We start from the raw sequence: 23,544 nt of genomic DNA, 5'->3' as shown, positions 1-23,544 counted from the left end.
AGCTCTTTGAAGAAGAAAAATGACTTATCAAGTTCATATGATTGATGTGAAAAACCAACTCCAAAACTATATTTGGCTGCTGGAACACAGCTCATCAAAGCAAGTCGTGGTGGTTGATCCAACTGAAGCTGGATTAGTTGAAGATTATTGCACTGAACATGGCTTAAGCATTGCTCAAATTTGGCTTACTCATTGGCATAAAGACCATATTGGCGGTGTCGCTGACCTGATTGCGAGTCGGAATATTCCTGTGTATGGGCCACGTGAGGAATTATCTAAAATTCCATTCATCACCCATGCATTGATGGATGATGACTATTTCTCATTTCATGATTTACATATCGATGTTTTAGCAGTTCCTGGCCACACACTGGGCCATATTGTGTACTTTATTGAATCTATCCAGACTTTATTTTGCGGTGACACTCTGTTTGCTATGGGCTGTGGGCGAGTGTTTGAAGGTACACATGAGCAGATGTACCATTCGCTCAATCGTTTAGCAGCTTTGCCTGCCGAAACCAAAGTCTATTGTACGCACGAATACACGCTCTCTAACGCGAAGTTTGCCAACCATGTCGAACCAGACAATATCGCTATTCAAGAGCGTTTAGACCGTGTCGAAACCATGCGCTATTTGGGTCAATGTACCCTTCCTAGCAGTATTGAAATCGAACTTGAAACCAATCCTTTTTTACGTACAGAAAATGTGGAAGAGTTTAAAAGACTACGTGATCTGAAGGATCAATTTTAATTGGCTTCCCCCCTTCTAGAGACTGCTAACGAACGCAGTCTCCTATTATGTATGTATGCTTCTATTGAGTTAAAACGATCAGTTGGGGCTTCTACCCTTAACCTTTGAGCTCTCAAAATTTCAACCAATGCAGTTTCAAGCCACACGATGCCATAATCGAATGATCACGAGCAAGAATGAATGGCATTACTGACTCAAAGTACCCAGCCTTTGAAAAAAATCATTACATTTCTATTTACGACAAAATATTTCTCTATCACGAACGCACATAATTCCATTGTATGGAGACTCATCTAAAAATATTATTATTTTTCATCATGATAAAATTATTTTAAACAATGAAATACTCTCATTTATGCTTTCTATACGTTTTCGCCTTAGTTTAGATTGCTTTAAAAAGAGACAAAAACAAAAATATATAAAAAAATCCCCTTTAAAAAAGCGTGAAATATCCCTATTAATAATTTATCAGTGAAAAAGGAATATCCTCGTGAAAAAAGTAGTGAAAGCAAAAAACCTCATCGCCTTTCGTATTTGGCTAGAGAAATTAGGTTATTCAGTTAAAACCTTAGCAGACAACCGTGGCTTTACTTTTAGCTTTAAAAAAGAATATGGACTGGTGACTTGCGACCTAGCGGGCAATAACTTGGCCATGCAGCTCGGTGAAGAATTCGAAGACCATTTGAAAGCCTAAATTGCTCCATACTTACTTCGCGTGATGAATCAAAATTTAGCCCCTTAAAGGGGCTTTTTTTATATATGAATCATCTATTAAATTTTAGGCAATAAAAAAGCAAGGCTTAATACCTTGCTTCATTACTGATGGTGGGGACGGAGAGACTCGAACTCTCACACCTTGCGGCGCTGGAACCTAAATCCAGTGCGTCTACCAATTTCGCCACGTCCCCATCAGGGTGCTAACTTTGCGTTAGACTTTAAGTTGGCAGAGGATCAAGGACTCGAACCTTGACGAACGGTTTTGGAGACCGTCATGCTACCATTACACCAATCCTCTATTGCCTTATAAATCATCCTAACTCAAATGATTTATGGTGGGGACGGAGAGACTCGAACTCTCACACCTTGCGGCGCTGGAACCTAAATCCAGTGCGTCTACCAATTTCGCCACGTCCCCAATGGCTGTGTATATTATAGCGATAGACACTATATGACAAGCGCTTTTATAAGCAATCACCCGCTTTTCTGTCATAAAATCGGCAGTTGAATCTATTTTTATGCTCTATCTGTATAAAAAAGCTATTCAGTTCTTCACTAAATTTTAGGCAATAAAAAAGCAAGGCTTAATACCTTGCTTCATTACTGATGGTGGGGACGGAGAGACTCGAACTCTCACACCTTGCGGCGCTGGAACCTAAATCCAGTGCGTCTACCAATTTCGCCACGTCCCCATCAGGGTGCTAACTTTGCGTTAGACTTTAAGTTGGCAGAGGATCAAGGACTCGAACCTTGACGAACGGTTTTGGAGACCGTCATGCTACCATTACACCAATCCTCTATTGCCTTATAAATCATCCTAACTCAAATGATTTATGGTGGGGACGGAGAGACTCGAACTCTCACACCTTGCGGCGCTGGAACCTAAATCCAGTGCGTCTACCAATTTCGCCACGTCCCCAATGGCTGTGTATACTATAGAGATCATTTTCGCATGACAAGCAATTTTTAAGAAAAACACACTCATTTGATTAAATAAGAAACAAAAACTTTATGCTTGGCTTTTTCTCATTCAATTTCAGTCATTAAGCATCGTTTTGCAGCCATGATATTTTGCCATCTTTGGCTTTTTTGCTTAGCTAAAAGTCCATGTAATAGTGGACTAAAACCCTGAAAAGATTCTGGAAGTGCTATCTTCAAAGACTGACAGTGTAAATACGCCCAGTCTTGGTAGCTTGCTGCCTGCAAACGTTGATCAGTCAACCACTCAAGTAGAATGATCCCGAGTGCATACAGGTCGGTTTGTACGGTCTTTGCTTCACCATGAAATAATTCAGGTGCCATATAGCGCGGTGTCGCTGTTAGAGCCTTTTGACAGCTTATTTCACCAATTCTTTGGCTCTGCTCAAAATCAATTAACTTACATGTAGAACTGTCTAACAAAAAATGTGAAGGTTTTAAGTCAGCATGAATCCACCCCATCTGATGTAATTCTTGAACTGTATTCAGCATTTTAAAGATGATATGAATGACATGATCTCGACTTAACTGACGGGGATTCGCCATAAGTAATGATGGAACATTTTTTAAGATGAGTGCGACTTTCACCTGCTCTGAGTGAAACTCAAAATTTTCAAGGATTTGCACTTCAGGCAAGAACTTCGGCAGTTGCAGCATCGCAAGTGCATGTTGATAAAAACTAAGTTCAGCGTCAAAGCCGTTAATTAGCGCCGCATGCTCTGATAGCGACTGATACTTTAACCAATACCCCTGCCCTGCAACTTCAAAGCGATAAAGCCTTCGCCCCCAACCCAAACGCTGAGTCGGAGTATGAAGTGACATCGCGAGAGCATTTAATTCTTGTCGATCAAACTGCCAAGAATTCGGATTCATTCATCTCTGCCGTATCCAATGCAGTTAAGACCTCTAAACAATGTTGAATGGTTTTCCCAACACGGGCATGTGTTTCAATCATTGAGATTTTTGGCCAAGTTGCACGTTCACCTTCACGTTGTAAAAGTTTAAACAAGTGTGGCCTTGGATTTTGCAGCATATAGCTATAATGGCGCAGGCCATATTTCCCCACAATGTTCACATCACCATAATAACGCTGATCGACCACGCCATAGCCATGATCCAGTAAACGGCGGATCGGTGGAATCATCCCCACACGCTCACGGGCAAAGTCCATCACCCCTTTACTAATCACTTTGCCTTGTCGGCGTACAATCCGCTCAGGCCAGCTCAACATATCTTTACGAAACCGTGCTTCATCCGACTGCATAAACGGCACCACATGCGGGTTCACTTGACTGGCAATGGTGTAGTTTAAATTATATAAACGCGCCATTTTTTCCTGCGGGAAATCACTACGCACACTACCATCGACCCAGCGCGTGGAAGACATATAGGGAGTATATAAGCCATCATGTCGTTTACTGGTGAGCTTGACTGGCGGAAATAGAATCGGCACTGCACAAGACGCGAGCACCGCACTCCACACCAATAAGTCAGGTGAAGTAAAGGTATTCATAATGCGTGGATTTTGTGAGGCATCATAAGGCGCAACCGCAACATTGTTATACAAGCCTGACTGCTTAAAGGCCTCTTCAAAGGTAACGTCACCCAAATTTGCAATTAAAAAGTTTTTTAGATGTTTTACATCCGCTAAGCCGCCATTGCCCTTTAAGACTTCACGAAAACCCCGAAACTGAAAGGCATCGGTGAAAAAGTTTTCACCATTTAAGATGCTCAGCATTTCTGCAGGCGTTGCTCGCCCCAGCATCGCTGTCATAATGGCGCCAGCACTTGAACCAGACAGCACTTTCGGCATGAGGTCTTGCTCAAGCAAAGCCTTGCACACACCTGTATGAAACAGTCCTAATGTTGCACCGCCTGAAAACATCATGGCCGGTTGCCCAAAGGCCTTTTGGCAGTGCTGAAAAAATTCAATTTTTTGCTGTTTATCCAAACACTGGCAATCCGTAGATGCTACAAATGCTAAACCTCGACTAACTTCTTCAATATAGTCTTCAATAATTTTCTTGGTGCCGACATAGGTTGCGGTAAACAGCATGGGGTGAGCAATATTGGCAATGTCATAACTCAGACCTTCACGTAGCAGGTACATTAAATCGGTCGTACGCTTTTGTTGGCGATAACGTTTCAACAACCCCAAACGATGGGTAATCACTTCTGCATCGAAATAAGGTGAACAGTTGTCATACTTCCACTCTTGCGCCCCTGACTCTTCATCAATTCTAAGCGCAATGCTTTTCCACTCAGTATAGTTGTCTGCCTGAGCCAATTGGTTTTTCAGTTTTTTGATTCGATAGGCTTGGTGCGGGTTGATTTCCCGTGTGAAATCTTTAAACAACATATTCATCCTCACCCACTTTTTTTGTTTTCCTAAAATTTCACTGACACGTTCAACCGTCAGTCTAACTGACTATGTGCAAATTATGTGAGCATTACAATTGCCATTTCAAGCCTAAAATTGGCAAATCTGCACCGCTTTAAGGGTTTGATACGACTAGATCGGATGTTAAGATCGACGACAAGTGTAATTATAAGCTGATTAATCATGGCGACCATTGACCTACCGAACAATATCTTAGAAGCACTATCGACTGTACTCCAACAACTACAGCAAAGCCTACCAGAAGTTAAACAAGCACCTGATTTTTCAGCGATTGCCTTTAAATGGGAAAATGGCGAGTTAAAAGCCATTCATCAGCTCAAACGAATCGAATTAAATGATTTAAAAGGCATTGAGCGTCAAAAAGAAAAAGTACTGCAAAATACAGAACAGTTTCTTAATGGTTTACCTGCCAATGACGTTCTGCTGACGGGCTCTCGCGGGACAGGCAAGTCCTCTATTGTGCGTGCTTTATTAACGGAATACGCAGAGCAAGGCTTAAGGCTGATTGAAATTGAACGTGATGATTTATCCGAACTGCCTGAAATTCAAAAGCTGATTGCAGAACGTCCTGAAAAGTTTATTGTGTATTGTGATGACTTGGCGTTTAACGCCGAAGATGAAAACTATCGCAGTTTAAAAAGTGTGCTAGATGGGTCTTTGCAGTCAGGTTCAAGTAATTTTATTATTTATGCCACCAGTAACCGTCGTCATTTGCTGCCTGAGTTTATGCATGAAAACACGCCAGTGACTCGGGTCGACGTACCGCAGTACACTGAACTACATCCACAAGAAGCGATTGAAGAAAAAATTTCACTCTCCGATCGTTTTGGATTATGGCTGTCTTTTTATCCAATGGATCAAAACTTATATTTGGACATTGTGCAGCACTACTTAGCAAAAGCTCAAATCGCCATGGACGATATGGTACGAGCCGAAGCGCTTCGTTGGTGTCAAGCGCGTGGACAACGCTCTGGACGTGCCGCGTATCAATTTTCTAAACACTGGGTCGGTTCACAACAATTAAAACAGCTTTAGTATAAAAATACTGATCGGCGCTTAAGCATCTATTTTATTTCAATTATTTTTATCTTTAATAGTTCAGTCTGATCAAAGAAATAACCCAAATTCCGCATTAGAATTTGGGTTATTTCTTTGAAAATTAGGGATAAATATCAGTTCAAATAGGTTTGATCTGATTATTGATATTTATCTAAGTTTGTTTCTGGCCCATCTTTAACCACAGCTTGTGCTTTTGCATAACTCTCCATTAAGCATTTATATTCTGGGTAGACATGATCTGAAAGAATTTCAGCAAAACGGGAGCCTTCTGGACGGTTCCAAGTACGCATTAACTCCGCCACGATTGCAAAAGTATCGGTTGGAATTGCGCCCGCTTGGGTCACACGAGCAATTGATGTATCTGTAGCTAATTTAACTCCAGTTGCCTGATGCATCCACAACACAATAAACGTTATAACCTTCTTTACGAGCGCTTACAGCAGGGAAAGTCATACATACACTGGTCAGCGTTCCAGCAATAATTAGTGTCTTCCTACCCGTTTTTTTAACTTCATCTACAAATAAGGGATTGTCCCAAGTATTAATTTGTCCAGTCCGTGGTACATAAACTGCGTGCGGAGCAAAGTGGTGAATTTCAGGAATTAAAGGGCCATTGGGGCCGTCAGGTACAGAAGCCGTGGTAATTACAGGTATATTTAATAAAGTTGCTGCTTTTGCAATTGCAATCACATAATTGCGTAAGTCGGGTACAGGTACATCGCGTACGGTATTAAAAAGTCCACTTTGATGGTCAATCAGTAGAATTATCGAATCATCAGGGTCTAGCATTCCATTAGTAGCCGCCATGGGTAACACCTCTAAAATTTTCTTCTAATTATGTACTTCCATTGTTGTAATGAAAGTTCCTAAGACAGACCGTCATAGCTTTGAGATTTATACGACCAAGATATTTTTTAAGAAAATCTATATCTGCCTTTCATATAAACTAATGAATAATTTTGCACTCAAAAAGCTAAATCATGTTACGACTTGTAATTGCAATTCATGGTTTTACACTTATTGATAAGCACTCATAAAATCTTACAAAAATTATTAAATTAAACATATTAGATTTTTATAGTTTCAACATTTCATGAGTCATCTAAAATTACACATTCCATACTTATCCCCAATTTCTATGGATAACCCTATGGGTAAATACTTTTAACTTGGTGCTAAGCTACGTTTAGGTAAGCCAAAAATATTCTTAAAGTCTAAGCAGAGCATTTTTAATAGCCCTTTGGTAAAGATCTAAATGTAAAAAAGCCCAACATTTAGTCGGGCTTTAAGCCTATCAAATGAAAGTCTTAGACTTCACTGGGATTGGTCAACTCAGTCATTGGCCAACGTGGTGTTGTCGTTACAGCCAAACTATCTTGCTGCCCTGCTTTTAAGCGCTGATAACCAGCAAAAGCAATCATAGCACCATTGTCCGTACAAAGTGCAGGTTCGGCATAGTAAACCTGAGCACGAATCTTGGTTAAATCTGCTTCCAAACGTTCACGTAAACGTTTATTTGCACTGACACCACCTGCAATCACTAAACGTTTCAAACCTGTTTGCTTCAACGCTTTCACAGATTTTTTAACTAAGGTATCCACGATGGCTTCTTGGAAACTCGCTGCAATATCCGCATCACGGTTTTCGTCACCTAATTTTTTCATTTGCACAGATACGGCTGTTTTTAAACCACTAAATGAAAACTCCAAACCTTGATGCAGCATTGGTCGTGGGAAAGCAAAGGCATTCGGATCACCTTGCTCAGCCAGTTTTGAAATATTTGGGCCACCTGGATACGGTAATCCCATCATTTTCGCAACCTTATCAAAGGCCTCACCTGCAGCATCATCAATCGACTCCCCCAACAATTCATACTGCCCAATACCATAGGCAGCCATCAGTTGAGAATGTCCACCTGAGACCAAAAGTGCTACAAAAGGAAATTCTGGCGGCGTTTCCGATAAAAGTGGTGCCAACATATGCCCTTCCATATGATGCACACCAATTGCAGGTTTATTTAGCGCAAAGGCCAAAGTTCGGCCAAACAGCGCACCTGTCATCAGCGCACCCATCAGACCTGGGCCACGCGTATATGCCACGGCATCAATTTCAGATTTTTTTACACTACTTTCTTCAAGCAGTTGATTCATCAATGGAATCAGCTTACGCACATGGTCACGCGATGCCAACTCCGGCACCACACCACCATACTCTGCATGCAGTTTAATTTGGCTGTACAGCACTTGCCCACGCAAACCCAACTCGCTGTCATAAAGGGCAAGTCCTGTTTCATCACAAGATGTTTCTAAGCCTAAAACGATCATTAAACTGCCTATAACCTGTATCAAATCTATTGCGTGAACCATTATAGACTTGTGGTATGAGATGTAAATGAGTAAAATACTGACCTTCACTTGTGATCAGGGCAATGTCGCCCAGATCTTATCCATAACTTAATGAGGATTCTTCATGCCACAAGTTAAATTGAAAGAAGGCGAACCAGTAGACGTAGCTATCCGTCGTTTCAAACGTTCATGCGAAAAAGCAGGCGTTTTAGCTGACGTTCGTAAGCGCGAATTCTACGAGAAACCAACTCAAGAACGTAAGCGCAAAAAAGCTGCTGCTGTTAAACGCTACCAAAAGAAATTGGCGCGTGAATCAGTACGTACTACTCGCCTTTACTAAGATTAATTTGTGATTGACTGCCTGGACTAAATAATGACTACTTTAAAAAGCCAAATAACTGAAGTTTTGAAAGCCACTATGCGTGCTAAAGAAATGGATAAGTTAACGGTAATTCGTGGTCTACAGGCGGCAATTAAGCAAATCGAAGTCGATGAGCGCAAAGAACTTGACGACGCTCAAGTTCTTGCGGTCATTGAAAAACAAATTAAACAACGTAAAGAATCGATCAAAGCCTTTGAAGGCGCTGGTCGAGAAGATTTAGCTAGTAAGGAACAAGCCGAACTTGAGGTTTTATCTCAATTTCTACCAGAAGCTATGACTGAGGAAGAACTTGATTCCATGATTGCGCAAACGATTGCAGCGCAAGAAGCTACTAGCATGAAAGAAATGGGTAAGGTGATGAATTCTCTGCGTCCGCTCATAGCCGGGCGCGCCGATCTTTCTCAAGTTTCAGCAAAAATTAAAGCAAAACTGGCTTAATTTAAAAATCTTTAAATCGATTACGTTGAACTGACCTTAAAAAAGGCAGTTCAAAGTTCTACTTTCTATAAAAATTATTATTTTTCTTTTATCTCTTCATTCCCTGATTTAAAACAATTCTCGAATTGTCTCTGTTTATCCCTCTATTTGCGCTACCACTTTTCTAAGCTCTAAATTGTCGATCCTTTTGCATTTGGGTTAAACGCGTTTTAATGGTCGCTGACATTGATTCATTATCTTTCGCTAAACGTTGAGCATGCAATAAAGATTTAATCGCTTCTTCTTCAAAACCCGACCAGAACTGCACTTCAGCCCGATAACGCAAAACATTAATGGTATGCATTGGCGATTTTTTATCCAAACTCGCGGCTTGCTGCATCAATCTCCACGCATTCACATCACGCGGATTATTTTTCAAAAACCGATTAAGTACAGGCTGCGCAAGCTCAGGTCGATTCTGACGAATGTAAACTTCAGCCAATTTATAATTTAAAGCCCGATTTTCAGGCATGATGCTCGCAGGTGATTGGATCACTGTTAGAGCTTCATTCACCCGATTTTGTCCAAGTAAAATATCAGTTTGAATCAAGGTTTGTAGGTTATGTAATTTCTGATGCGACTTGGCCTGATCTAACACTTGTTGAGCAAGCTTATAGTCACCTTGTTTAAGGCAAAAACTAGCCAAAGCCAGTTGTGCTGCATAGCTGTTACGACTCACCAACGTCTGTAGTTGCTGTTCTGTCGCCTGATTCGAGATCACCATGGTATACAGCTTCAAGATCTCAAAGTCTTCATCACGCCAAGTAGATTTCACTTTAGGCAACTGATTGGCTCTAAGTCTCGCCTCACTCATTCGCTCAGTCGTGAGTGGGTGTGTGAACCAAAAGTCGGGTAAAAAACTCACTCGACTGGTTGCACGGTGCATCACTTCAAAAAAATCAGCCATACTTTGCGGGTTATAACCAGCGCTATACATATACTGCATCCCTATACGGTCAGCTTCACGCTCTTGGTTACGACTATAAGACAACTGCTTGTCCATGAGTGCGGCTTGCGTACCAACCATGACCGCAGAACCGACATCACCATCAGCTTGAGACGCAACCAAAGCACCAACCAAAATCCCAGCCAGCGCGAGTAATCCCTGCCCCTTAAACGCCTCTTGTGAACGACTATAGTGGCGCTGTGTGACGTGCGCAATTTCGTGCGCCATTACGCCGGCAACTTCATCCATATTATTGGCATTGGTAATCAAACCAGCATTTAATGCAAACAAACCACCCGGGACCGCAAAGGCATTAATTTGCGGGTCATTAATGACCACCAGACCAATCGGTTGACCAAGTTGGGTTTGGCTCAAAATGCTTGAAAAAGCATTCATCAGTTGATCTTCTAGCCACGGATTTTGCGTAACAGGTAGCTGACGCTGTACTTCACGATAAACTTTTTCACCAATATAGCGCTCATTATATTGATCAATAAAACCTACACCTGAACCAATCTCAGGCACATTAAACTGTGGGGCATTCGTAAGAAATTGACCTTCTGCAAAACCAACAGTCGAAATAAGACTTAAACTGCACGCACACAGAAAACGCTTCAACCCTCACCCCGACTTTATTTAAAGGAATCGAATGACTATAACATTGATAATTGAATGAAAATGCAATGAAGTGTTATCAAATTTTTATCTAAATTCAGGATTCACCACATATTGAGGTTGACCACCTTCCAATGCTTTCACCAAGTTTTGGTAAGCCAACTCAGCCATTTTTTTACGTGTTACAGACGTTGCAGAACCAATATGCGGCAACGTCACCACATTATGCAGCTGAAACAGCACTGAATCTTGCAAGGGTTCTTTCTCATAAACATCCAGCCCAGCTGCAAAAATTTGCTTTTGCTCCAGGGCCTGAATAAGTGCCTGCTCATCCACCACGGCACCACGCGAAATATTTACAAAAACAACATGAGATTGCATTTTCTTAAAGGCTTCTGCATCAATCAAATGCTGCGTATGCGCGTTTAGATCAACCGCCACAACAACGAAGTCCGATTGCTCTAATAGCTCATCTAATTCACAAAAACGTGCATTTAAGGGCTGTGCCAATTCTAATTTTTCTCGGCGCCCGTGATACAAAATATTCATATTGAAACCATGAAAACCACGTCGCGCAATTGCCGCACCAATATTTCCTAAGCCAATAATACCCAATGTTTGACCAAAAATTTCCTGACCAAATTGTGCCTGCCCGACAGTACGCGACCACTGACCAGTTTTGGTCCATTGATCCAAATAAGGCACTTGACGTGCCGCACTCATCAACAAAGTAAAGGCCAAATCGGCAGTCGTTTCAGTTAGCACATGAGGGGTGTGACTGAGCCAAATTTTTGCTTGGTTTAAGTAGTTCAAATCATAGTTGTCATAGCCAACACTAACACTAGATATAATTTTGAGCTGTTTCGCAGTTTCTAGGTTGTTTTGATTCAGTAAACGCCCTGCACCAATCATGGCATCCGCATCCGCGACTTGCTCTCGGATTTGCGTATTTACATCACCTGCTTTCGGGTTGATGACCACCACATGATAACGCTGCTCTAGGCGCTGTAATACTTCTGCATCTATTTGACTAAAAACAACGACTTTCTGCTTCATATCTATTCCATATTTTGTTGTTTTGCTCGCATCATGTGCCACAGGGCTTTTTTAAGTAATGGCTGATCAAGCATTTCTTGTAAGCTTGCTGCTTGTGTGACTTTTATACCATTAGCATTTGGTATAGAGCCCAATGCAATAACAGTTTTACCCTGACTTAAACCATCAAAGAAACCTTGAATATAGCTCTGAACACCGCGCCCATCTTGCAAATTCAACAAAGGAAAAGGCCAATTCAGTGCATACTTTTGCGCAGGTAAGGCTTGCACAATATTTTGCCACAGCTGTTGCTGCTCCACGCTCAATTGTGTGGCTTCAATGACCAAGGCGCAGTGCTCCAAGGCAACAGCTTGCAACTGAAAAGCCTCAACATGGATGGCCTCTCGAACAATCTCTTCTTTTAATACTGTAACAACTTCTTGTTCAATCGGCTGCGTTGCAATTTCAGCAGGAGACGCTGGATGTGGAAGCTTATGCTGTATAAATGGATGTTCTGGAATGCTTTTGGCTTCGGGCTGAGACTGAGGTCGCACAATTTCAGGAACAATCTCAGTCGTGCTTTGATCTCGCCAGATCGATGTGGCTACATTTTGTTGAGACGGCAAAAAATCAGGAACCCACAAATCAATTCCTAAACTCTCCAAAACCTCACGCTGATGCCCGATCATCTTTTACCTTCACACTTCATTCAGTGCATATTCTATCGAGAAATGCTTAGAGATGCTGTTCTTTTCATACTTTATTCGCATAGACACTAGGCAAATATCAAAAACATGCTCAACGTAAAATTCACCACTTAATTAAACAATCATCAAGCGATTCTTCTTTTGCATTTGTTCAACAATTTCTTCACTGTCGAAACCGAGACGCCAATAAAGCAACTCCAAAACATCCTGCTCATCTTGAGTAATAATGCGGTCGTTCCATAGACAAATTTCAGCCACCCCCAAAATACTCAAACGATCCCGAAGTAGCAGCCCCGCCATATCATTTAAAATTTCGGCCAAATCAATCGGCTCATCTGAAATTTCCGCATACTGCTCTAACTCTTGCACAGTTAAAACTCGACGTAAAATTTTCTCTCGTACTTCCAACTGTGTTTCGCTATTGATTTGTTGCACATGTAACAAAGCATCAATTAAACGTACAATCTGCGGTTTAACTTCATCTAGGGCCGCAGGTGTATGTACAGGCAACAAATTCAGCTCAAACTTAACCCGTTCAAGTAGCAGCGCATCTAACAGTCCAATTTCACCATCTTCTTGAATAATCCTAGCCAACTTTAATAAAAACTGGCGTGCAATTGTTGCTGGCATGCCACCAATATTTCGGCATGCCTCATGAAAAATTGAAATATGAACACGACCATCTAGGTTTAACAATGAATCAACAATGGCACGACTCACTTCAGCCTCAGCAGGAATAAACTCACGGAATTGGCGAATCATGAGAATTGCGACCATCAACTCGCGTGAACCTGTTGCGGTCTGTAAAGCACGCTGAATTAGCTCTGGACGTTCAATATGCGCACGTACTTCAGGGTTAAGCGGTTTAATCGCATCTTTAATGGCAAAACTAATCGGAGACAGTCTTAATAAGGGCAAAGGCTGCGGTGAAGTCCAAGGGGCTTGAAAATCCGCGTACTGCTCTTCTAAGGAACGAAACAAGCCAAATAGCGGACGGTTGCGCAGTTTTTCTAGGTTTTCTAACTGTATGTCTTGAACCAAATTCGGATTCATTTCATAAATACGTTCTTCAATACTTGGATGAATATTCATCCAACTTTGTGCACTTAATGAGTTGGCAAAACACATGTGTGCAATCGACTCAGAATATTCACTGTGAATTTGCGAACCTGCGTGATGCACATAGATACGCATCAAGGTTTGAATATTGGCATCATTTTGCATCAGACGACGTGTTTTCATATCATTTTTTAAAGTACGCCCCCCCAACGTCAGAAACTTAATGCAGCGGGTAACCAGCACCCCCAAACTACCAATCAACCAGATCACACCACCTGTTGCGACAAAAGTAGTTTCAAAACTTTGCGACTTTTTATGATGAGTTGAAAATCCCAATTTAGCAATTTTACTGCCCCACTGACTAAAGGTGGTGAGGGCACTATATAAAATTTTTAGCCGTGTATTTTCAGCGGTCTCACCAGATAAAATTTGATTAAACTCATGATTCAACAACCCCGTCAGCTCAAGTTCATCGAGGTTTTGCAGTGCGCCCCACGTTAAAATAATCGCAATATCTTTGGGATAAAAACCAGCGGTTAAGGCATTTACCCCCACCTCATCGGGCAAAACATAGACAGCAGGTGTTTCAATTAAAAAAGTATCCGCTAGTTTTTCTGTAATTTTCAGTGCAATACTTTCTTCAGGTGTACTTTCAATCAAACTTAGACGTCGTGCACGCAGTTGCTTGGCCAGACTATGTCCACCTGAACGAAACACATACAGCTCATACACCACGGAATAACTCATCACTAAGAGCAATAAACCAATGATATAAATACTCAAGCTATGCCAAAAAATGCTTTGACTCGAATCAAAATAAAAAACCAGCAGTCCAGCCACAGTATTTAAAATAAATAGCGACAAAAGTACCGCAAGCAAGCAGATACTTGCAGACCACAACATGTTTTTATTCTTTATGATTGAATAACTTACACCCTTCAATGTAAATCCCTTTTCTTACATTTTTTGAATCAATCCATCATAAATGAAAAAAGCGGGAAACTCCCGCTTTTCTCAAATCTAAATCAATTAGACTTCTTTCACACCCGTCAAATCAACGGAAGCTGCATCAATATTGACATCAATATAGCTGTCTTTCTTTTTCGATGTTTCACGGCGTTTCGCCTGTAATTCATCTAAATAAGCTTCATCAATACCACCAGCAACATATTTACCATCAAATACCGAGCAATCAAACTCTTGTAAATCTGGTACTTTGCTAGTGCGCACAGCTGCTTTTAAGTCTTCCAAATCTTGGAAAATTAGACGATCTGCACCAATAATTTCACGAATTTCTTCAACTGTACGCTCAGATGCAATCAACTCTTCTTTTGCTGGCATATCAATGCCATACACGTTTGGATATTTCACCATCGGCGCAGCAGAAGCAAAGAAGACTTTTTTCGCACCCGCATCACGTGCCATCTGGATAATTTCATTACACGTAGTACCACGCACAATCGAGTCATCCACCAAAAGTACATTTTTACCTTGGAACTCGAGTTCAACAGGGTTCAACTTTTGACGTACTGATTTTTTACGTAATTGCTGACCTGGCATAATGAAGGTACGGCCGATGTAGCGGTTCTTCATAAAGCCTTCACGGAACTTCACACCCAGCATATTTGCAAGTTCAAGTGCAGAGGTACGCGAGGTATCTGGAATTGGGATCACAACATCGATATCGTGCTCTTCACTCCACTCCGTCAAGATTTTTTGAGCAAGCTTTTCGCCCATTTTTAAACGTGCTTTGTAGACTGAAATGCCATCAATAATCGCATCTGGACGCGCAAAGTAAACATATTCAAAAATACATGGGCGGTATTCAGGCGCTTCAGCACACTGCTTGGTAAACATCTGCCCTTGTGAGTCGATAAAGATCGCTTCACCCGGCGCAATATCACGCTCAACTTTAAAGCCGAGTGCCGTAATAGCGACAGACTCAGATGCAATGATATATTCCATACCAGCATCAGTTTCACGCGAACCGTAAATCAGTGGACGAATACCATTTGGATCACGGAAGCCGACTAATCCATGCCCAGTAAGCATTGCAACCACGGCATAACCACCTTTACAGCGTTCATGTACTTTACTAACTACATGAAAAATGTCGTCTGCTGTAGGCATTAATTTGCCGCGTTTTTGCAACTCATGCGCAAACACGTTTAACAGTACTTCTGAGTCTGAATCCGTATTCATATGACGTAAGTCTGTTTTGAACAGATCGTCATGAATTTCTTCAGCATTGGTTAAGTTACCATTATGCGCCAACGTGATCCCGTAAGGTGAGTTCACATAGAAGGGCTGCGCTTCAGCGCTGCTCGATGAACCCGCAGTAGGATAACGCACATGCCCAATACCATAGTTACCTTGTAATGCACGCATATGGCGAGTGTGGAACACATCACGAACCATGCCATTGTCTTTACGTAAGAATAAACGACCTTCGTGGCAGGTTACTATCCCAGCTGCATCTTGCCCACGATGTTGTAACATCGTTAATGCATCAAACAACATTTGGTTAACAGCTGATTTACCAGCTATACCAACTACTCCACACATAGCAACCTCGCAGACAAGCTAGGATTAATAAAAAGGATTATTTGTTGACTCACCCTGTCCCTCAGCATTTTTCGAAGAAATTTTCGGTGAAGAATCTGAAGATACATGCGTATCTTTAGACTTGATATGTGACATCGCCTCGCTTGCAGCCTCTTTAGAAAGCTCCATCGCCCATGGCGCATAAGGCAAAAGTGTTTGGACAAATTTGGATTGTCTCCAATATGGAGAACTTTCAACCCAAGACCCGACACCTTGCATCGTAATCAGAACAATTAACAACCCTTTTAATGAACCAAAAGCACCGCCGGCTAATCGATTCAAAGGCCCGAGTTTTAAACTCTTCAATATGTTATTCAGTAATGCCGTGACTATCCACGTCAAAACCACAATAACCAATACAATAAATGCAAAAGCTGCAATTTTTTGAACCACTGGATCTTCACTGAGTGAGACCATCGAAGGTGCTAGGACGCTTGCAAATTTAGCACCAACAATCAGCGCTAAAATCCATCCTATCAAGTTCGCAAAGGCTTTAACAAATCCTTGACGCAAACCGTTGAGCCCTCCAATGAGCAATACAATCAATATGAAGATATCAATGGCATTCATGTTGTTTTCATTGCAGAGACGCAGTCTTGAATTAAGGTTGGTCCTGTATAGATGAGGCCACTATAAACTTGTACAAGGTTTGCCCCTGCATTTTGTTTTGCAAGCGCCTGCTCACCCGACAAAATCCCCCCCACACCAATCAAAGGAATCTGACCTTTTAAAACCTCAGCAAAGGCTTTTAAACACGCTGTGCTTTTCTCAAACACAGGCGCACCAGATAAACCACCCGCTTCATCACCAAAAGGTAAGTTTTCCACCCCTTCACGAGACAAAGTCGTATTGGTTACAATCAGACCATCAATTTTAAACTGAAGCAGTTGTTTCGCAATAAATTGAATATCTTCCGCTTCCAAATCCGGCGCAACTTTCAACACCAAGGGTACATAGTGCTGCTGCTCTTCAGCCAACTCTAACTGACGTTTTTTCAGCGTCTCTAGCAGCTCGGTTAAAGCATCACCACTTTGCAAACTACGCAGGTTTTTAGTATTTGGAGAAGAAATGTTAACAGTAATATAAGACGCATAGTTATAGACTTTTTCTAAACAAATGAGATAGTCATCTACTGCATTTTCGACTGGGGTATCCGCATTTTTGCCGATATTAATCCCTAAAACCCCTTTGAACTTTGCCGCTTTGACATTTTCAATCAGTTGATCCACACCAGCGTTGTTAAAACCCATACGGTTAATAATAGCTTTAGCTTGTGGGATACGGAATAAACGCGGTAAAGGATTACCCTTCTGTGGACGTGGAGTAATGGTTCCAATTTCAATAAAACCAAACCCTAGACCTGCCAGTGCATCAATATAAACACCATTTTTATCTAGACCAGCAGCCAAACCTACAGGATTGGGAAACTCGATGCCCATACATGTCACCGGTTTAGCCGCTATATTTTGACGCATTAAGCCTAGCTTATGCGTTGATTTCAATAGCGATAGTGTTAGCTCATGTGCACGCTCTGGTGCTAAAGTAAACAACAAAGGGCGGGCAAGAGAATACAACATATCTGTAAAAGTCTACTGCTTTTTAAGTCGCCATATTATAGGCATAGCCTAGCTAAAACACCATGCTTCGTCTGGCTTTATTTTTAGCGATTATTTAACGCTAGCCGATAATTTAATCTGCCCTGCATCTGAGACCAACTCCATTTTTTCAATACTCAAACCATTTTGCGTTAGTTGGGTCAAAAAGTTGGCCAACACCACATAGTTTGCATGGCTTACCACCAACTGAATTTGTTCAGCATTCTGCTGCGAAGCAACCGACAAACCTTGCTGCTGTGCAATACGTTGAATCTGCTCCATCGGAGTCAGTTGCCCATCTGAGCTCGATTTCATGGTGACTGCATTGCTCTGCATCCATGTCATGATTTCTTTGAGCTGGTTCACGCGTTTTTGCTGTTTCTCTGCCGCAGCATGGGTATACCAAAGTGCAGCCCCTATCGAGTTCACCAATACGAAAATGACCAAGAAGATAGCTAATACACGGTCGCGCGGTGTAAGACGATCAAAATAAGTACTGATCAGCTCTAAACGCTGATCTACAACTGTTTGTAAATTTTGCATGGCTTTCATTATTGTATTTTCACCATTCCAATTGCCCCACCCGTGGTCGGCTGAATATTGCCTAATTCAACCTGAAAACCTTGTTGATTAAGCTGCTGAGTAAGTGTCTGTAAAGCCTCTGCCGAGTTGGCTTTAAGTTGCATATTTAGGCTATTCGCTTCATACACCACCTGATTAGCCACAATTTGCTGTTGCATGAGCACAGGCCCAACGCGACTCAATAAAGACAAAGCTTGAGCATCAGCTTGTTTATTCATATTCAGTTGATATTCAAACTGGCTTCGCAGCGTTTGCTCGGTCACAGGATAGTTCGCACCAAACCAATATTTAAATTGATCGACCGCCTGAACAGCCACTTGCTCTGCAAGCTTTTTATTTTGATACCAACGGGTCGCATCATAGGTCAATTGCGTCACAATCAATGCAGCCAATACCGCTGCACAGGCTTTCCAATAGCCCGTTGAAACATGTTGCTCTCTCACCTTCGGCAAAAGATTCCATGGATGTTGTTTTGCTCTTGGCAATGCCGCCCATTCATAATGGAAAGACTCAAGCTGCTCCTGCGTCACACTGGCGTTTAAGCTATGCATGTGCGAAGCACTAAAGTTACAAATTTTATATTTTTGGTTGACTGCTTGATAATCTAAAAATACAGCAAGATCATCAATTGATCCGCCCAACCAAGTATTAGCGCGAAACAGAAGTCGCTCTTCAACATAGCCTAAGATTATCTGTTCTGCGTCAGGTACAGGCAAAATCAGAAAATCAGGCAATAGGCTGACCAGCTTCACAGGAATCAAACTCAAGGCATGCTGTAAAGTCTCTAAACGATGCTTTGAAATACCCAAAACAGTGAGTTGCTCAGGCGCTTGAAAGTGATGTAATACTTTCATCTGATCGATTGAGCTCAATACATATTCTTCGAGCAAATACTTCACACCTTCAGCCCCCAACTGCTTGTATTGAGCCTTAGGCATATTTTGCTGAATAATTTGCACATCGCGGCTTGGAAAGAAAACAGTTGCTTCCTCACCATGATGCGCTTGTATATCTTGGATCAATTGCTCAAGTGTATGAGCAGATTGCCATCTTTCCCCTATAGACCAGTGCCATGTTCCATCGGCTTCGGGCATCCAAATTTGCAACATGTATTATATTCTGCCGTTTTAATTGGTTTTTATATGCTAGGTATAAATGCTTTTGTTTGTGTCGACAAGCCTTCCGCGATAACTGCTTGCTCATAAATCCGCGCTTCAGCCAAAGCATAAGGATTGAAAGATTCTGTCACCAAAATCGAGGCCATATGCGCCACCACATTCATATGGCACACCACCACAATAGACTCATACGGCAAATGTGATAACCATTCCACAGCCGCTTTTGCATCATCATCGGGCTTAATAGTATTGCAAATTACAACAGGCACATCCGCAAAGTGCTGTTTGATGTGTGCCAATGTTTCCTGCGCACGCAGCAATGGGCTAACCACAAAGACATCAGGCTGGATGCGTGACTTTAAAAAGTCAGCAGTTTGCTCTGCCTGTGCATGCCCACGTTCGGTGAGTGGACGTTTAGTGTCATTCCCCATGATCGGTGGCGCAGCTTCGCCATGACGTACCAAAGTCAGTTGCATAAAAAATCCTTATTCAAATCCTGATTATTTTAATTAATTTTTATGACAATTCAGTCATCTTATCCACTTAAACTCTCATTTTATTTCGGTTTTTAAGTGACTTTAAACCTCATGATGCGGCAAAACAAACTCCACATCACTGCGGTGTCCATTTTTCATTAAGGATAATGCAATTGTCATTGGTGGCGCATTTTCAAAAATAACACTGTATAAAGCGCTAGTAATCGGCATATACACATCTAGCTCTTCAGAACGTGCTTTGACTTGTACAATGGTGTTAATGCCTTCTGCTGTTTGTCCCAATTCAGTGGTCGCCTGTTCCAAACTCTTGCCTTGCCCCAGTGCAAAACCGACTTGATAGTTGCGACTGAGTGGGCTGCTACACGTTGCAAATAAATCACCGACACCAGACAAACCTAAGAAGGTCAGTGGATTTGCCCCTAACTTCACAGCAAAACGACTCATTTCCGCCAAAGCACGAGTCAAAATCATACTCTTGGTATTTTCACCGACTTTGTATGCAGCAGCCATTCCCATCGCAACCGCATAAATGTTTTTAAGCGCACCGCCGAGTTCTACACCATGCACATCATCACTGGCGAAAACACGGAACAAGGCACTATGCAAAGCTTGTTGTACAGCGTAACGCACTAAGTCAGACTGGCTTGCAATGACCGTCCCAGCCGGTTGTCCTGCCACAATTTCCTTGGCTAAGTTTGGCCCAGATAACACGCCATAAGGCACTTCTGGTAACTCTGAGCGAATAATATCACTCATAAAACTAAAAGTATTCGCTTCAATACCCTTGGTCAAAGACACCACTGCTTGCGAAGTAATAAACGGTTTAATTTGTTTAAGGACATCACGGAAAGAATGACTCGGAATCGCCACCAAAATAATGTCGCGATCACGAACAGCCTCTTCTATATTTGAAACTGCACGTAAACCATCTTCAAGTTTAAAATCAGGCAAATAGCGTTTATTTATATGCGTTGCATTGATATCAGCTGCAACGGCTTCATCACGAATCCAAATCATGGTATCGCAGCCATTACGAACCGCGGTATTCGCCATGGCCGTCCCAAAACTACCACCACCCAAAACTGTAATACGTAGTGCCGTTTTTTGATCTACTGCTACAGGTTCAACCAAATCTGAAAACTTTAACTCTGACATTATTTTTATATCCTAAAATGGAACTATTGATTCCAATAACTTACATAATCTTGGGTTTGAATTTCAGCACGTGGCGGAATCGCTTTAACTGCCGTACCAATATATAAAATACCTGAGATCAAATCATCTGCACTGAGGCCTAAAACCTGTTTGAAATGCACCGATTCCACCACTGCCCCACTACGCCACATACTCGAAAAACCTTGAGCTTGTAAGGACAAAATAAAATTCTGAATAGCAGCGCCACTACTTAAAGTCTGCTCAAAATTAGGGACTTTCGGATGCGATTGAAATTTAGTCAGTGCCAAAACCAGTAATGGGGCACGAAAAGGATGATTTTTAACACGCTCTAACTGTGCCGATTCCGTTTCGCCCAAATCAGCCAAGGCTTGTGACAATAACTCACCAAATGCCTCACGTTGATCTTCAGCAATTACGATAAAACGTGTCGGCTTTAAACGATGATGATCTGGTGCAGTCAATGCGGCTTGAAATGCCCGCTCAAATTGTTCTGCATTGGGAGCAGGCTCGACCAAATGGCCAATCGATTGACGTTGATGCATATTCTGGTGAACGATATCTACCGCGAGTTCCGTCATTAGGCTCTTAATCTTTCAAATTAAACAATACGTTTTAGAGTAGCACACTCTGAAAAGTTTGCTCTAGCGCTTCAGTATGAAATACCCAGTTTCAGCAAAACTAATTTTAAAATCCTGAGCACTTTTTAAACTGTTCGATAAGACTGCATTTTTCATACATTTCTTACATGATTCATCCGACAAGCTATGTTCCAATAAACAATGATTTAATAAAACATGACTGGGGTATGAAATGAAAAAGAATATCGCTATTGCTGGAGCAGCAGCACTAACACTACTTCTAAGCGCTTGTGCATCGACACCAAGCAACTCTTTAGCGATCCAAAAAGCTGACAATCAATACGAAGTTACGGGTATTGGTAAAACTGCATTGATTGCAAAAAACAACGCCATTGAAGCAGCAGCTAAAACGTGTGGCTCTAAAGCAACGGCGATTGTGAGTGATGAAAAAACCGAATATCAAGGTGCTTTAAAGGGTGTCGTGAGCGATGAAACTGGAAAAATGATCCAAGCAGCCGCTTCTGTACTGGGTTCTATTTCGGGTACAAACTCAGGCATTAATCAAGACAGTGACTATCAAACAATCCTGACTTTTTCGTGTAAAGCAAAATAAAGATGCCATAAAAAAACCGCTCATCTGAGCGGTTTTTTTTACACCAATCACGTCAAACGATTAGCAATAACCCTCTAAACGTGTCAGTGGTAGTTTTAGCCCAATGGCTTTTTCAATTTCGGGTAGATAGAACGCATCATCTTCAGATAAAAAACTAATACTCACACCACTTGTACCTGCACGGCCTGTACGACCAATACGGTGTACGTAGTCATCCGACTGTTCAGGCAAGGTGAAATTCACCACATGCGATACACCATCCACATGGATACCACGCCCCGCAACATCGGTTGCAATCATGATGTTATGTTGACCATTTTTGAATTGATCTAGCATTTTCAAACGTTTGTCTTGTGCGATTTCACCTGACAACATCACCACTTTATAGCCATCACGCTTTAAGTTGTCATAGAGTTTACGCACTTGATCGCGCCGATTTGCGAAAATCATCACTTTTTCAATAGGCTCATCGCGCAGAATGTCTTGTAGCAATTTATATTTATCTGACTTTGCGACCATGTACACCCGTTGTTCAACATCTGCATTGGTCTTCTTCTCTGGCTCAATTTCAACAGTTACAGGTTCAAACAACCACTGCTGTGCAAGATTTAAAACATCGTAACTAAACGTTGCAGAGAACATCAGAGTCTGACGTTGTTCCTTACGCGGTGAGAAACGAACAATACGTTTGACTGAAGGAATAAAGCCCATATCCAATAAGCGATCGGCTTCATCAATCACCAAAAACTCAATTTGGTCGAGCCAAACTTCTTTTTGCTCAACAAAGTCAATCAGACGACCTGGCGTCGCCACCATAATATCGACAGGTTTTTTATCGAGTTGTGCTTTTTGTTTATCAAAGTCAACGCCGCCTAAAAGCGTCACGACATGTAAATCTGAGAATTTTGTGAGTTCTTTCGCATCGCTTTCAATTTGCAGTGCAAGCTCACGGGTCGGTGCTAAAATCAAGGCGCGAGGTTCACCGCGGTAGCGCTGCTCTTGAATTGGGTTATTCAGCAAGTCGTTAATCACACTCACCAAAAATGCCGCTGTTTTACCGGTTCCCGTTTGCGCACGACCAATTGCATCGTGTCCCGCCAAAGTGAATTTTAAAACCTTTTGCTGAATAGGCGTCATATCCTTAAAACCTAAAGCATCAATAGCTCGTTTAAGTTGAGGATGTAAATTTAAGGTTTCAAAACCTGATGACATATAAGTGCGCTCTGACGAAAAATCACGAAAATTGATCTGTAGTATAAACAAAAACGCCCCAATTTACATTGGGGCGTTTTAAAGTACGTTCAGACAA

General features: G+C 41.8%; 22 protein-coding genes, 6 tRNA genes and 1 pseudogene. 6 read left to right on the top strand and 23 right to left on the bottom strand.

From position 1 onward, the window contains the following. Positions 1–19 precede the first annotated feature (19 nt). Together gloB and ACY3FQ_RS05855 are read left to right on the top strand one after the other, a co-directional pair. On the top strand, positions 20–751 hold the full coding sequence (gene gloB / locus ACY3FQ_RS05860) for a hydroxyacylglutathione hydrolase (RefSeq protein WP_489773696.1): 732 nt from the start codon (positions 20–22) through the stop codon (positions 749–751). Positions 752–1,241: 490 nt separating this feature from the next. Continuing rightward, positions 1,242–1,445, top strand: a complete 204-nt coding sequence (locus ACY3FQ_RS05855; protein ID WP_004696295.1) for a hypothetical protein — start codon at positions 1,242–1,244, stop codon at positions 1,443–1,445. 129 nt (positions 1,446–1,574) lie between these two features. Here ACY3FQ_RS05855 and ACY3FQ_RS05850 read toward each other — a convergent pair. The 8 genes from ACY3FQ_RS05850 to ACY3FQ_RS05815 all read right to left on the bottom strand — a co-directional run bounded on the left by ACY3FQ_RS05850 (position 1,575) and on the right by ACY3FQ_RS05815 (position 4,805). Continuing rightward, positions 1,575–1,659 (bottom strand) — tRNA-Leu (locus ACY3FQ_RS05850). Between the two features lie 33 nt (positions 1,660–1,692). Further along, positions 1,693–1,766 (bottom strand) — tRNA-Trp (locus tag ACY3FQ_RS05845). Positions 1,767–1,801: 35 nt separating this feature from the next. Further along, a tRNA-Leu gene (locus ACY3FQ_RS05840) sits at positions 1,802–1,886 on the bottom strand. 189 nt (positions 1,887–2,075) lie between these two features. Beyond that, positions 2,076–2,160: transfer RNA gene (locus tag ACY3FQ_RS05835), tRNA-Leu, on the bottom strand. Positions 2,161–2,193: 33 nt separating this feature from the next. Beyond that, positions 2,194–2,267: transfer RNA gene (locus ACY3FQ_RS05830), tRNA-Trp, on the bottom strand. A 35-nt stretch (positions 2,268–2,302) separates the two neighbouring features. After that, positions 2,303–2,387 (bottom strand) — tRNA-Leu (locus ACY3FQ_RS05825). A 107-nt stretch (positions 2,388–2,494) separates the two neighbouring features. Then, positions 2,495–3,319, bottom strand: coding sequence for a serine/threonine protein kinase (locus ACY3FQ_RS05820; RefSeq protein WP_489773695.1), 825 nt, complete (start codon positions 3,317–3,319; stop codon positions 2,495–2,497). Then, positions 3,294–4,805, bottom strand: a complete 1,512-nt coding sequence (locus ACY3FQ_RS05815; RefSeq protein WP_004696290.1) for a DUF3336 domain-containing protein — start codon at positions 4,803–4,805, stop codon at positions 3,294–3,296. Before ACY3FQ_RS05815 ends, ACY3FQ_RS05820 begins: the two co-directional genes overlap by 26 nt. Positions 4,806–5,009: 204 nt before the next feature. Between ACY3FQ_RS05815 and ACY3FQ_RS05810 the strand changes: the two genes are divergently transcribed. Further along, complete coding sequence (locus ACY3FQ_RS05810; protein WP_010327089.1) at positions 5,010–5,882, top strand: ATP-binding protein; 873 nt, start codon at positions 5,010–5,012, stop codon at positions 5,880–5,882. Positions 5,883–6,043: 161 nt separating this feature from the next. Here the strand turns inward: ACY3FQ_RS05810 and ACY3FQ_RS05805 are convergent. Both ACY3FQ_RS05805 and tsaD read right to left on the bottom strand, forming a co-directional pair. Beyond that, a pseudogene (locus tag ACY3FQ_RS05805) lies at positions 6,044–6,713 on the bottom strand (isochorismatase family protein). 500 nt (positions 6,714–7,213) lie between these two features. Beyond that, entirely contained in the window at positions 7,214–8,230 is a 1,017-nt protein-coding gene (tsaD, locus tag ACY3FQ_RS05800) for a tRNA (adenosine(37)-N6)-threonylcarbamoyltransferase complex transferase subunit TsaD (RefSeq protein WP_279739568.1), read from the bottom strand. A 145-nt stretch (positions 8,231–8,375) separates the two neighbouring features. Between tsaD and rpsU the strand changes: the two genes are divergently transcribed. Next, a complete protein-coding gene (rpsU, locus tag ACY3FQ_RS05795; protein WP_001136722.1) occupies positions 8,376–8,591 on the top strand; it encodes a 30S ribosomal protein S21 in 216 nt (71 codons plus the stop codon). Between the two features lie 33 nt (positions 8,592–8,624). Further along, complete coding sequence (locus tag ACY3FQ_RS05790) at positions 8,625–9,071, top strand: GatB/YqeY domain-containing protein (RefSeq protein WP_348959639.1); 447 nt, start codon at positions 8,625–8,627, stop codon at positions 9,069–9,071. Positions 9,072–9,234: 163 nt separating this feature from the next. Here the strand turns inward: ACY3FQ_RS05790 and ACY3FQ_RS05785 are convergent, their stop codons facing one another. From ACY3FQ_RS05785 to ACY3FQ_RS05730, 12 genes are all read right to left on the bottom strand, one after another. Then, positions 9,235–10,674: a M48 family metalloprotease gene (locus ACY3FQ_RS05785; protein ID WP_279739566.1), complete on the bottom strand. Its 1,440-nt coding sequence runs from the start codon at positions 10,672–10,674 to the stop codon at positions 9,235–9,237. A gap of 84 nt (positions 10,675–10,758) precedes the next feature. After that, complete coding sequence (locus tag ACY3FQ_RS05780; protein WP_348959640.1) at positions 10,759–11,727, bottom strand: 2-hydroxyacid dehydrogenase; 969 nt, start codon at positions 11,725–11,727, stop codon at positions 10,759–10,761. Positions 11,728–11,729: 2 nt separating this feature from the next. Next, positions 11,730–12,395: a hypothetical protein gene (locus ACY3FQ_RS05775; RefSeq protein ID WP_489773694.1), complete on the bottom strand. Its 666-nt coding sequence runs from the start codon at positions 12,393–12,395 to the stop codon at positions 11,730–11,732. A gap of 132 nt (positions 12,396–12,527) precedes the next feature. Continuing rightward, a complete protein-coding gene (locus ACY3FQ_RS05770) occupies positions 12,528–14,414 on the bottom strand; it encodes a M48 family metalloprotease (protein ID WP_168158907.1) in 1,887 nt (628 codons plus the stop codon). 87 nt (positions 14,415–14,501) lie between these two features. Further along, positions 14,502–16,037 carry an amidophosphoribosyltransferase gene (gene purF, locus ACY3FQ_RS05765; protein ID WP_004696272.1) on the bottom strand — a complete coding sequence of 512 codons (1,536 nt, stop codon included), beginning with the start codon at positions 16,035–16,037 and terminating at the stop codon, positions 14,502–14,504. A 24-nt stretch (positions 16,038–16,061) separates the two neighbouring features. After that, on the bottom strand, positions 16,062–16,646 hold the full coding sequence (locus ACY3FQ_RS05760) for a CvpA family protein (RefSeq protein ID WP_004696270.1): 585 nt from the start codon (positions 16,644–16,646) through the stop codon (positions 16,062–16,064). Then, entirely contained in the window at positions 16,643–17,653 is a 1,011-nt protein-coding gene (locus ACY3FQ_RS05755; protein WP_279042982.1) for a quinone-dependent dihydroorotate dehydrogenase, read from the bottom strand. Before ACY3FQ_RS05755 ends, ACY3FQ_RS05760 begins: the two co-directional genes overlap by 4 nt. A 90-nt stretch (positions 17,654–17,743) precedes the next feature. Beyond that, entirely contained in the window at positions 17,744–18,223 is a 480-nt protein-coding gene (locus tag ACY3FQ_RS05750; protein ID WP_489773693.1) for a type II secretion system protein M, read from the bottom strand. Continuing rightward, the gene (gene gspL / locus ACY3FQ_RS05745) at positions 18,223–19,362 is read right to left on the bottom strand and encodes a type II secretion system protein GspL (RefSeq protein ID WP_234955762.1); all 1,140 of its coding nucleotides are present in this window, start codon (positions 19,360–19,362) and stop codon (positions 18,223–18,225) included. Before gspL ends, ACY3FQ_RS05750 begins: the two co-directional genes overlap by 1 nt. Before the next feature lie 29 nt (positions 19,363–19,391). Beyond that, positions 19,392–19,847, bottom strand: coding sequence for a phosphoglycerate mutase family protein (locus ACY3FQ_RS05740; protein ID WP_005400615.1), 456 nt, complete (start codon positions 19,845–19,847; stop codon positions 19,392–19,394). 102 nt (positions 19,848–19,949) lie between these two features. After that, on the bottom strand, positions 19,950–21,023 hold the full coding sequence (locus ACY3FQ_RS05735) for an NAD(P)H-dependent glycerol-3-phosphate dehydrogenase (RefSeq protein ID WP_058869931.1): 1,074 nt from the start codon (positions 21,021–21,023) through the stop codon (positions 19,950–19,952). Between the two features lie 23 nt (positions 21,024–21,046). Further along, on the bottom strand, positions 21,047–21,622 hold the full coding sequence (locus ACY3FQ_RS05730; RefSeq protein WP_489773692.1) for a nitroreductase family protein: 576 nt from the start codon (positions 21,620–21,622) through the stop codon (positions 21,047–21,049). A gap of 232 nt (positions 21,623–21,854) precedes the next feature. Between ACY3FQ_RS05730 and ACY3FQ_RS05725 the strand changes: the two genes are divergently transcribed. Further along, positions 21,855–22,235, top strand: a complete 381-nt coding sequence (locus ACY3FQ_RS05725; protein ID WP_004982234.1) for a hypothetical protein — start codon at positions 21,855–21,857, stop codon at positions 22,233–22,235. 60 nt (positions 22,236–22,295) lie between these two features. Here ACY3FQ_RS05725 and rhlB read toward each other — a convergent pair whose 3' ends face one another. Further along, positions 22,296–23,447: an ATP-dependent RNA helicase RhlB gene (gene rhlB / locus ACY3FQ_RS05720; protein ID WP_489773691.1), complete on the bottom strand. Its 1,152-nt coding sequence runs from the start codon at positions 23,445–23,447 to the stop codon at positions 22,296–22,298. Positions 23,448–23,544: the final 97 nt, after the last annotated feature.

This window comes from Acinetobacter sp. AB03, from assembly GCF_058107045.1.
Note: the sequence above shows the minus strand (reverse complement) of the source record. Positions and strands in the feature narration are given on the sequence as shown.

Coding starts and splice junctions, on each gene's coding strand:
- tsaD (WP_279739568.1), bottom strand. CDS start 8,230: ATGATCGTTTTAGGCTTAGAAACATCTTGTGATGAAACAGGACTTGCC.
- ACY3FQ_RS05740 (WP_005400615.1), bottom strand. CDS start 19,847: ATGCAACTGACTTTGGTACGTCATGGCGAAGCTGCGCCACCGATCATG.
- rhlB (WP_489773691.1), bottom strand. CDS start 23,447: ATGTCATCAGGTTTTGAAACCTTAAATTTACATCCTCAACTTAAACGA.
- ACY3FQ_RS05780 (WP_348959640.1), bottom strand. CDS start 11,727: ATGAAGCAGAAAGTCGTTGTTTTTAGTCAAATAGATGCAGAAGTATTA.
- ACY3FQ_RS05725 (WP_004982234.1), top strand. CDS start 21,855: ATGAAAAAGAATATCGCTATTGCTGGAGCAGCAGCACTAACACTACTT.
- ACY3FQ_RS05820 (WP_489773695.1), bottom strand. CDS start 3,319: ATGAATCCGAATTCTTGGCAGTTTGATCGACAAGAATTAAATGCTCTC.
- ACY3FQ_RS05760 (WP_004696270.1), bottom strand. CDS start 16,646: ATGAATGCCATTGATATCTTCATATTGATTGTATTGCTCATTGGAGGG.
- ACY3FQ_RS05750 (WP_489773693.1), bottom strand. CDS start 18,223: ATGAAAGCCATGCAAAATTTACAAACAGTTGTAGATCAGCGTTTAGAG.
- gloB (WP_489773696.1), top strand. CDS start 20: ATGACTTATCAAGTTCATATGATTGATGTGAAAAACCAACTCCAAAAC.
- ACY3FQ_RS05735 (WP_058869931.1), bottom strand. CDS start 21,023: ATGTCAGAGTTAAAGTTTTCAGATTTGGTTGAACCTGTAGCAGTAGAT.
- ACY3FQ_RS05755 (WP_279042982.1), bottom strand. CDS start 17,653: ATGTTGTATTCTCTTGCCCGCCCTTTGTTGTTTACTTTAGCACCAGAG.
- ACY3FQ_RS05790 (WP_348959639.1), top strand. CDS start 8,625: ATGACTACTTTAAAAAGCCAAATAACTGAAGTTTTGAAAGCCACTATG.
- ACY3FQ_RS05810 (WP_010327089.1), top strand. CDS start 5,010: ATGGCGACCATTGACCTACCGAACAATATCTTAGAAGCACTATCGACT.
- ACY3FQ_RS05815 (WP_004696290.1), bottom strand. CDS start 4,805: ATGTTGTTTAAAGATTTCACACGGGAAATCAACCCGCACCAAGCCTAT.
- purF (WP_004696272.1), bottom strand. CDS start 16,037: ATGTGTGGAGTAGTTGGTATAGCTGGTAAATCAGCTGTTAACCAAATG.
- ACY3FQ_RS05730 (WP_489773692.1), bottom strand. CDS start 21,622: ATGACGGAACTCGCGGTAGATATCGTTCACCAGAATATGCATCAACGT.
- gspL (WP_234955762.1), bottom strand. CDS start 19,362: ATGTTGCAAATTTGGATGCCCGAAGCCGATGGAACATGGCACTGGTCT.
- ACY3FQ_RS05775 (WP_489773694.1), bottom strand. CDS start 12,395: ATGATCGGGCATCAGCGTGAGGTTTTGGAGAGTTTAGGAATTGATTTG.
- rpsU (WP_001136722.1), top strand. CDS start 8,376: ATGCCACAAGTTAAATTGAAAGAAGGCGAACCAGTAGACGTAGCTATC.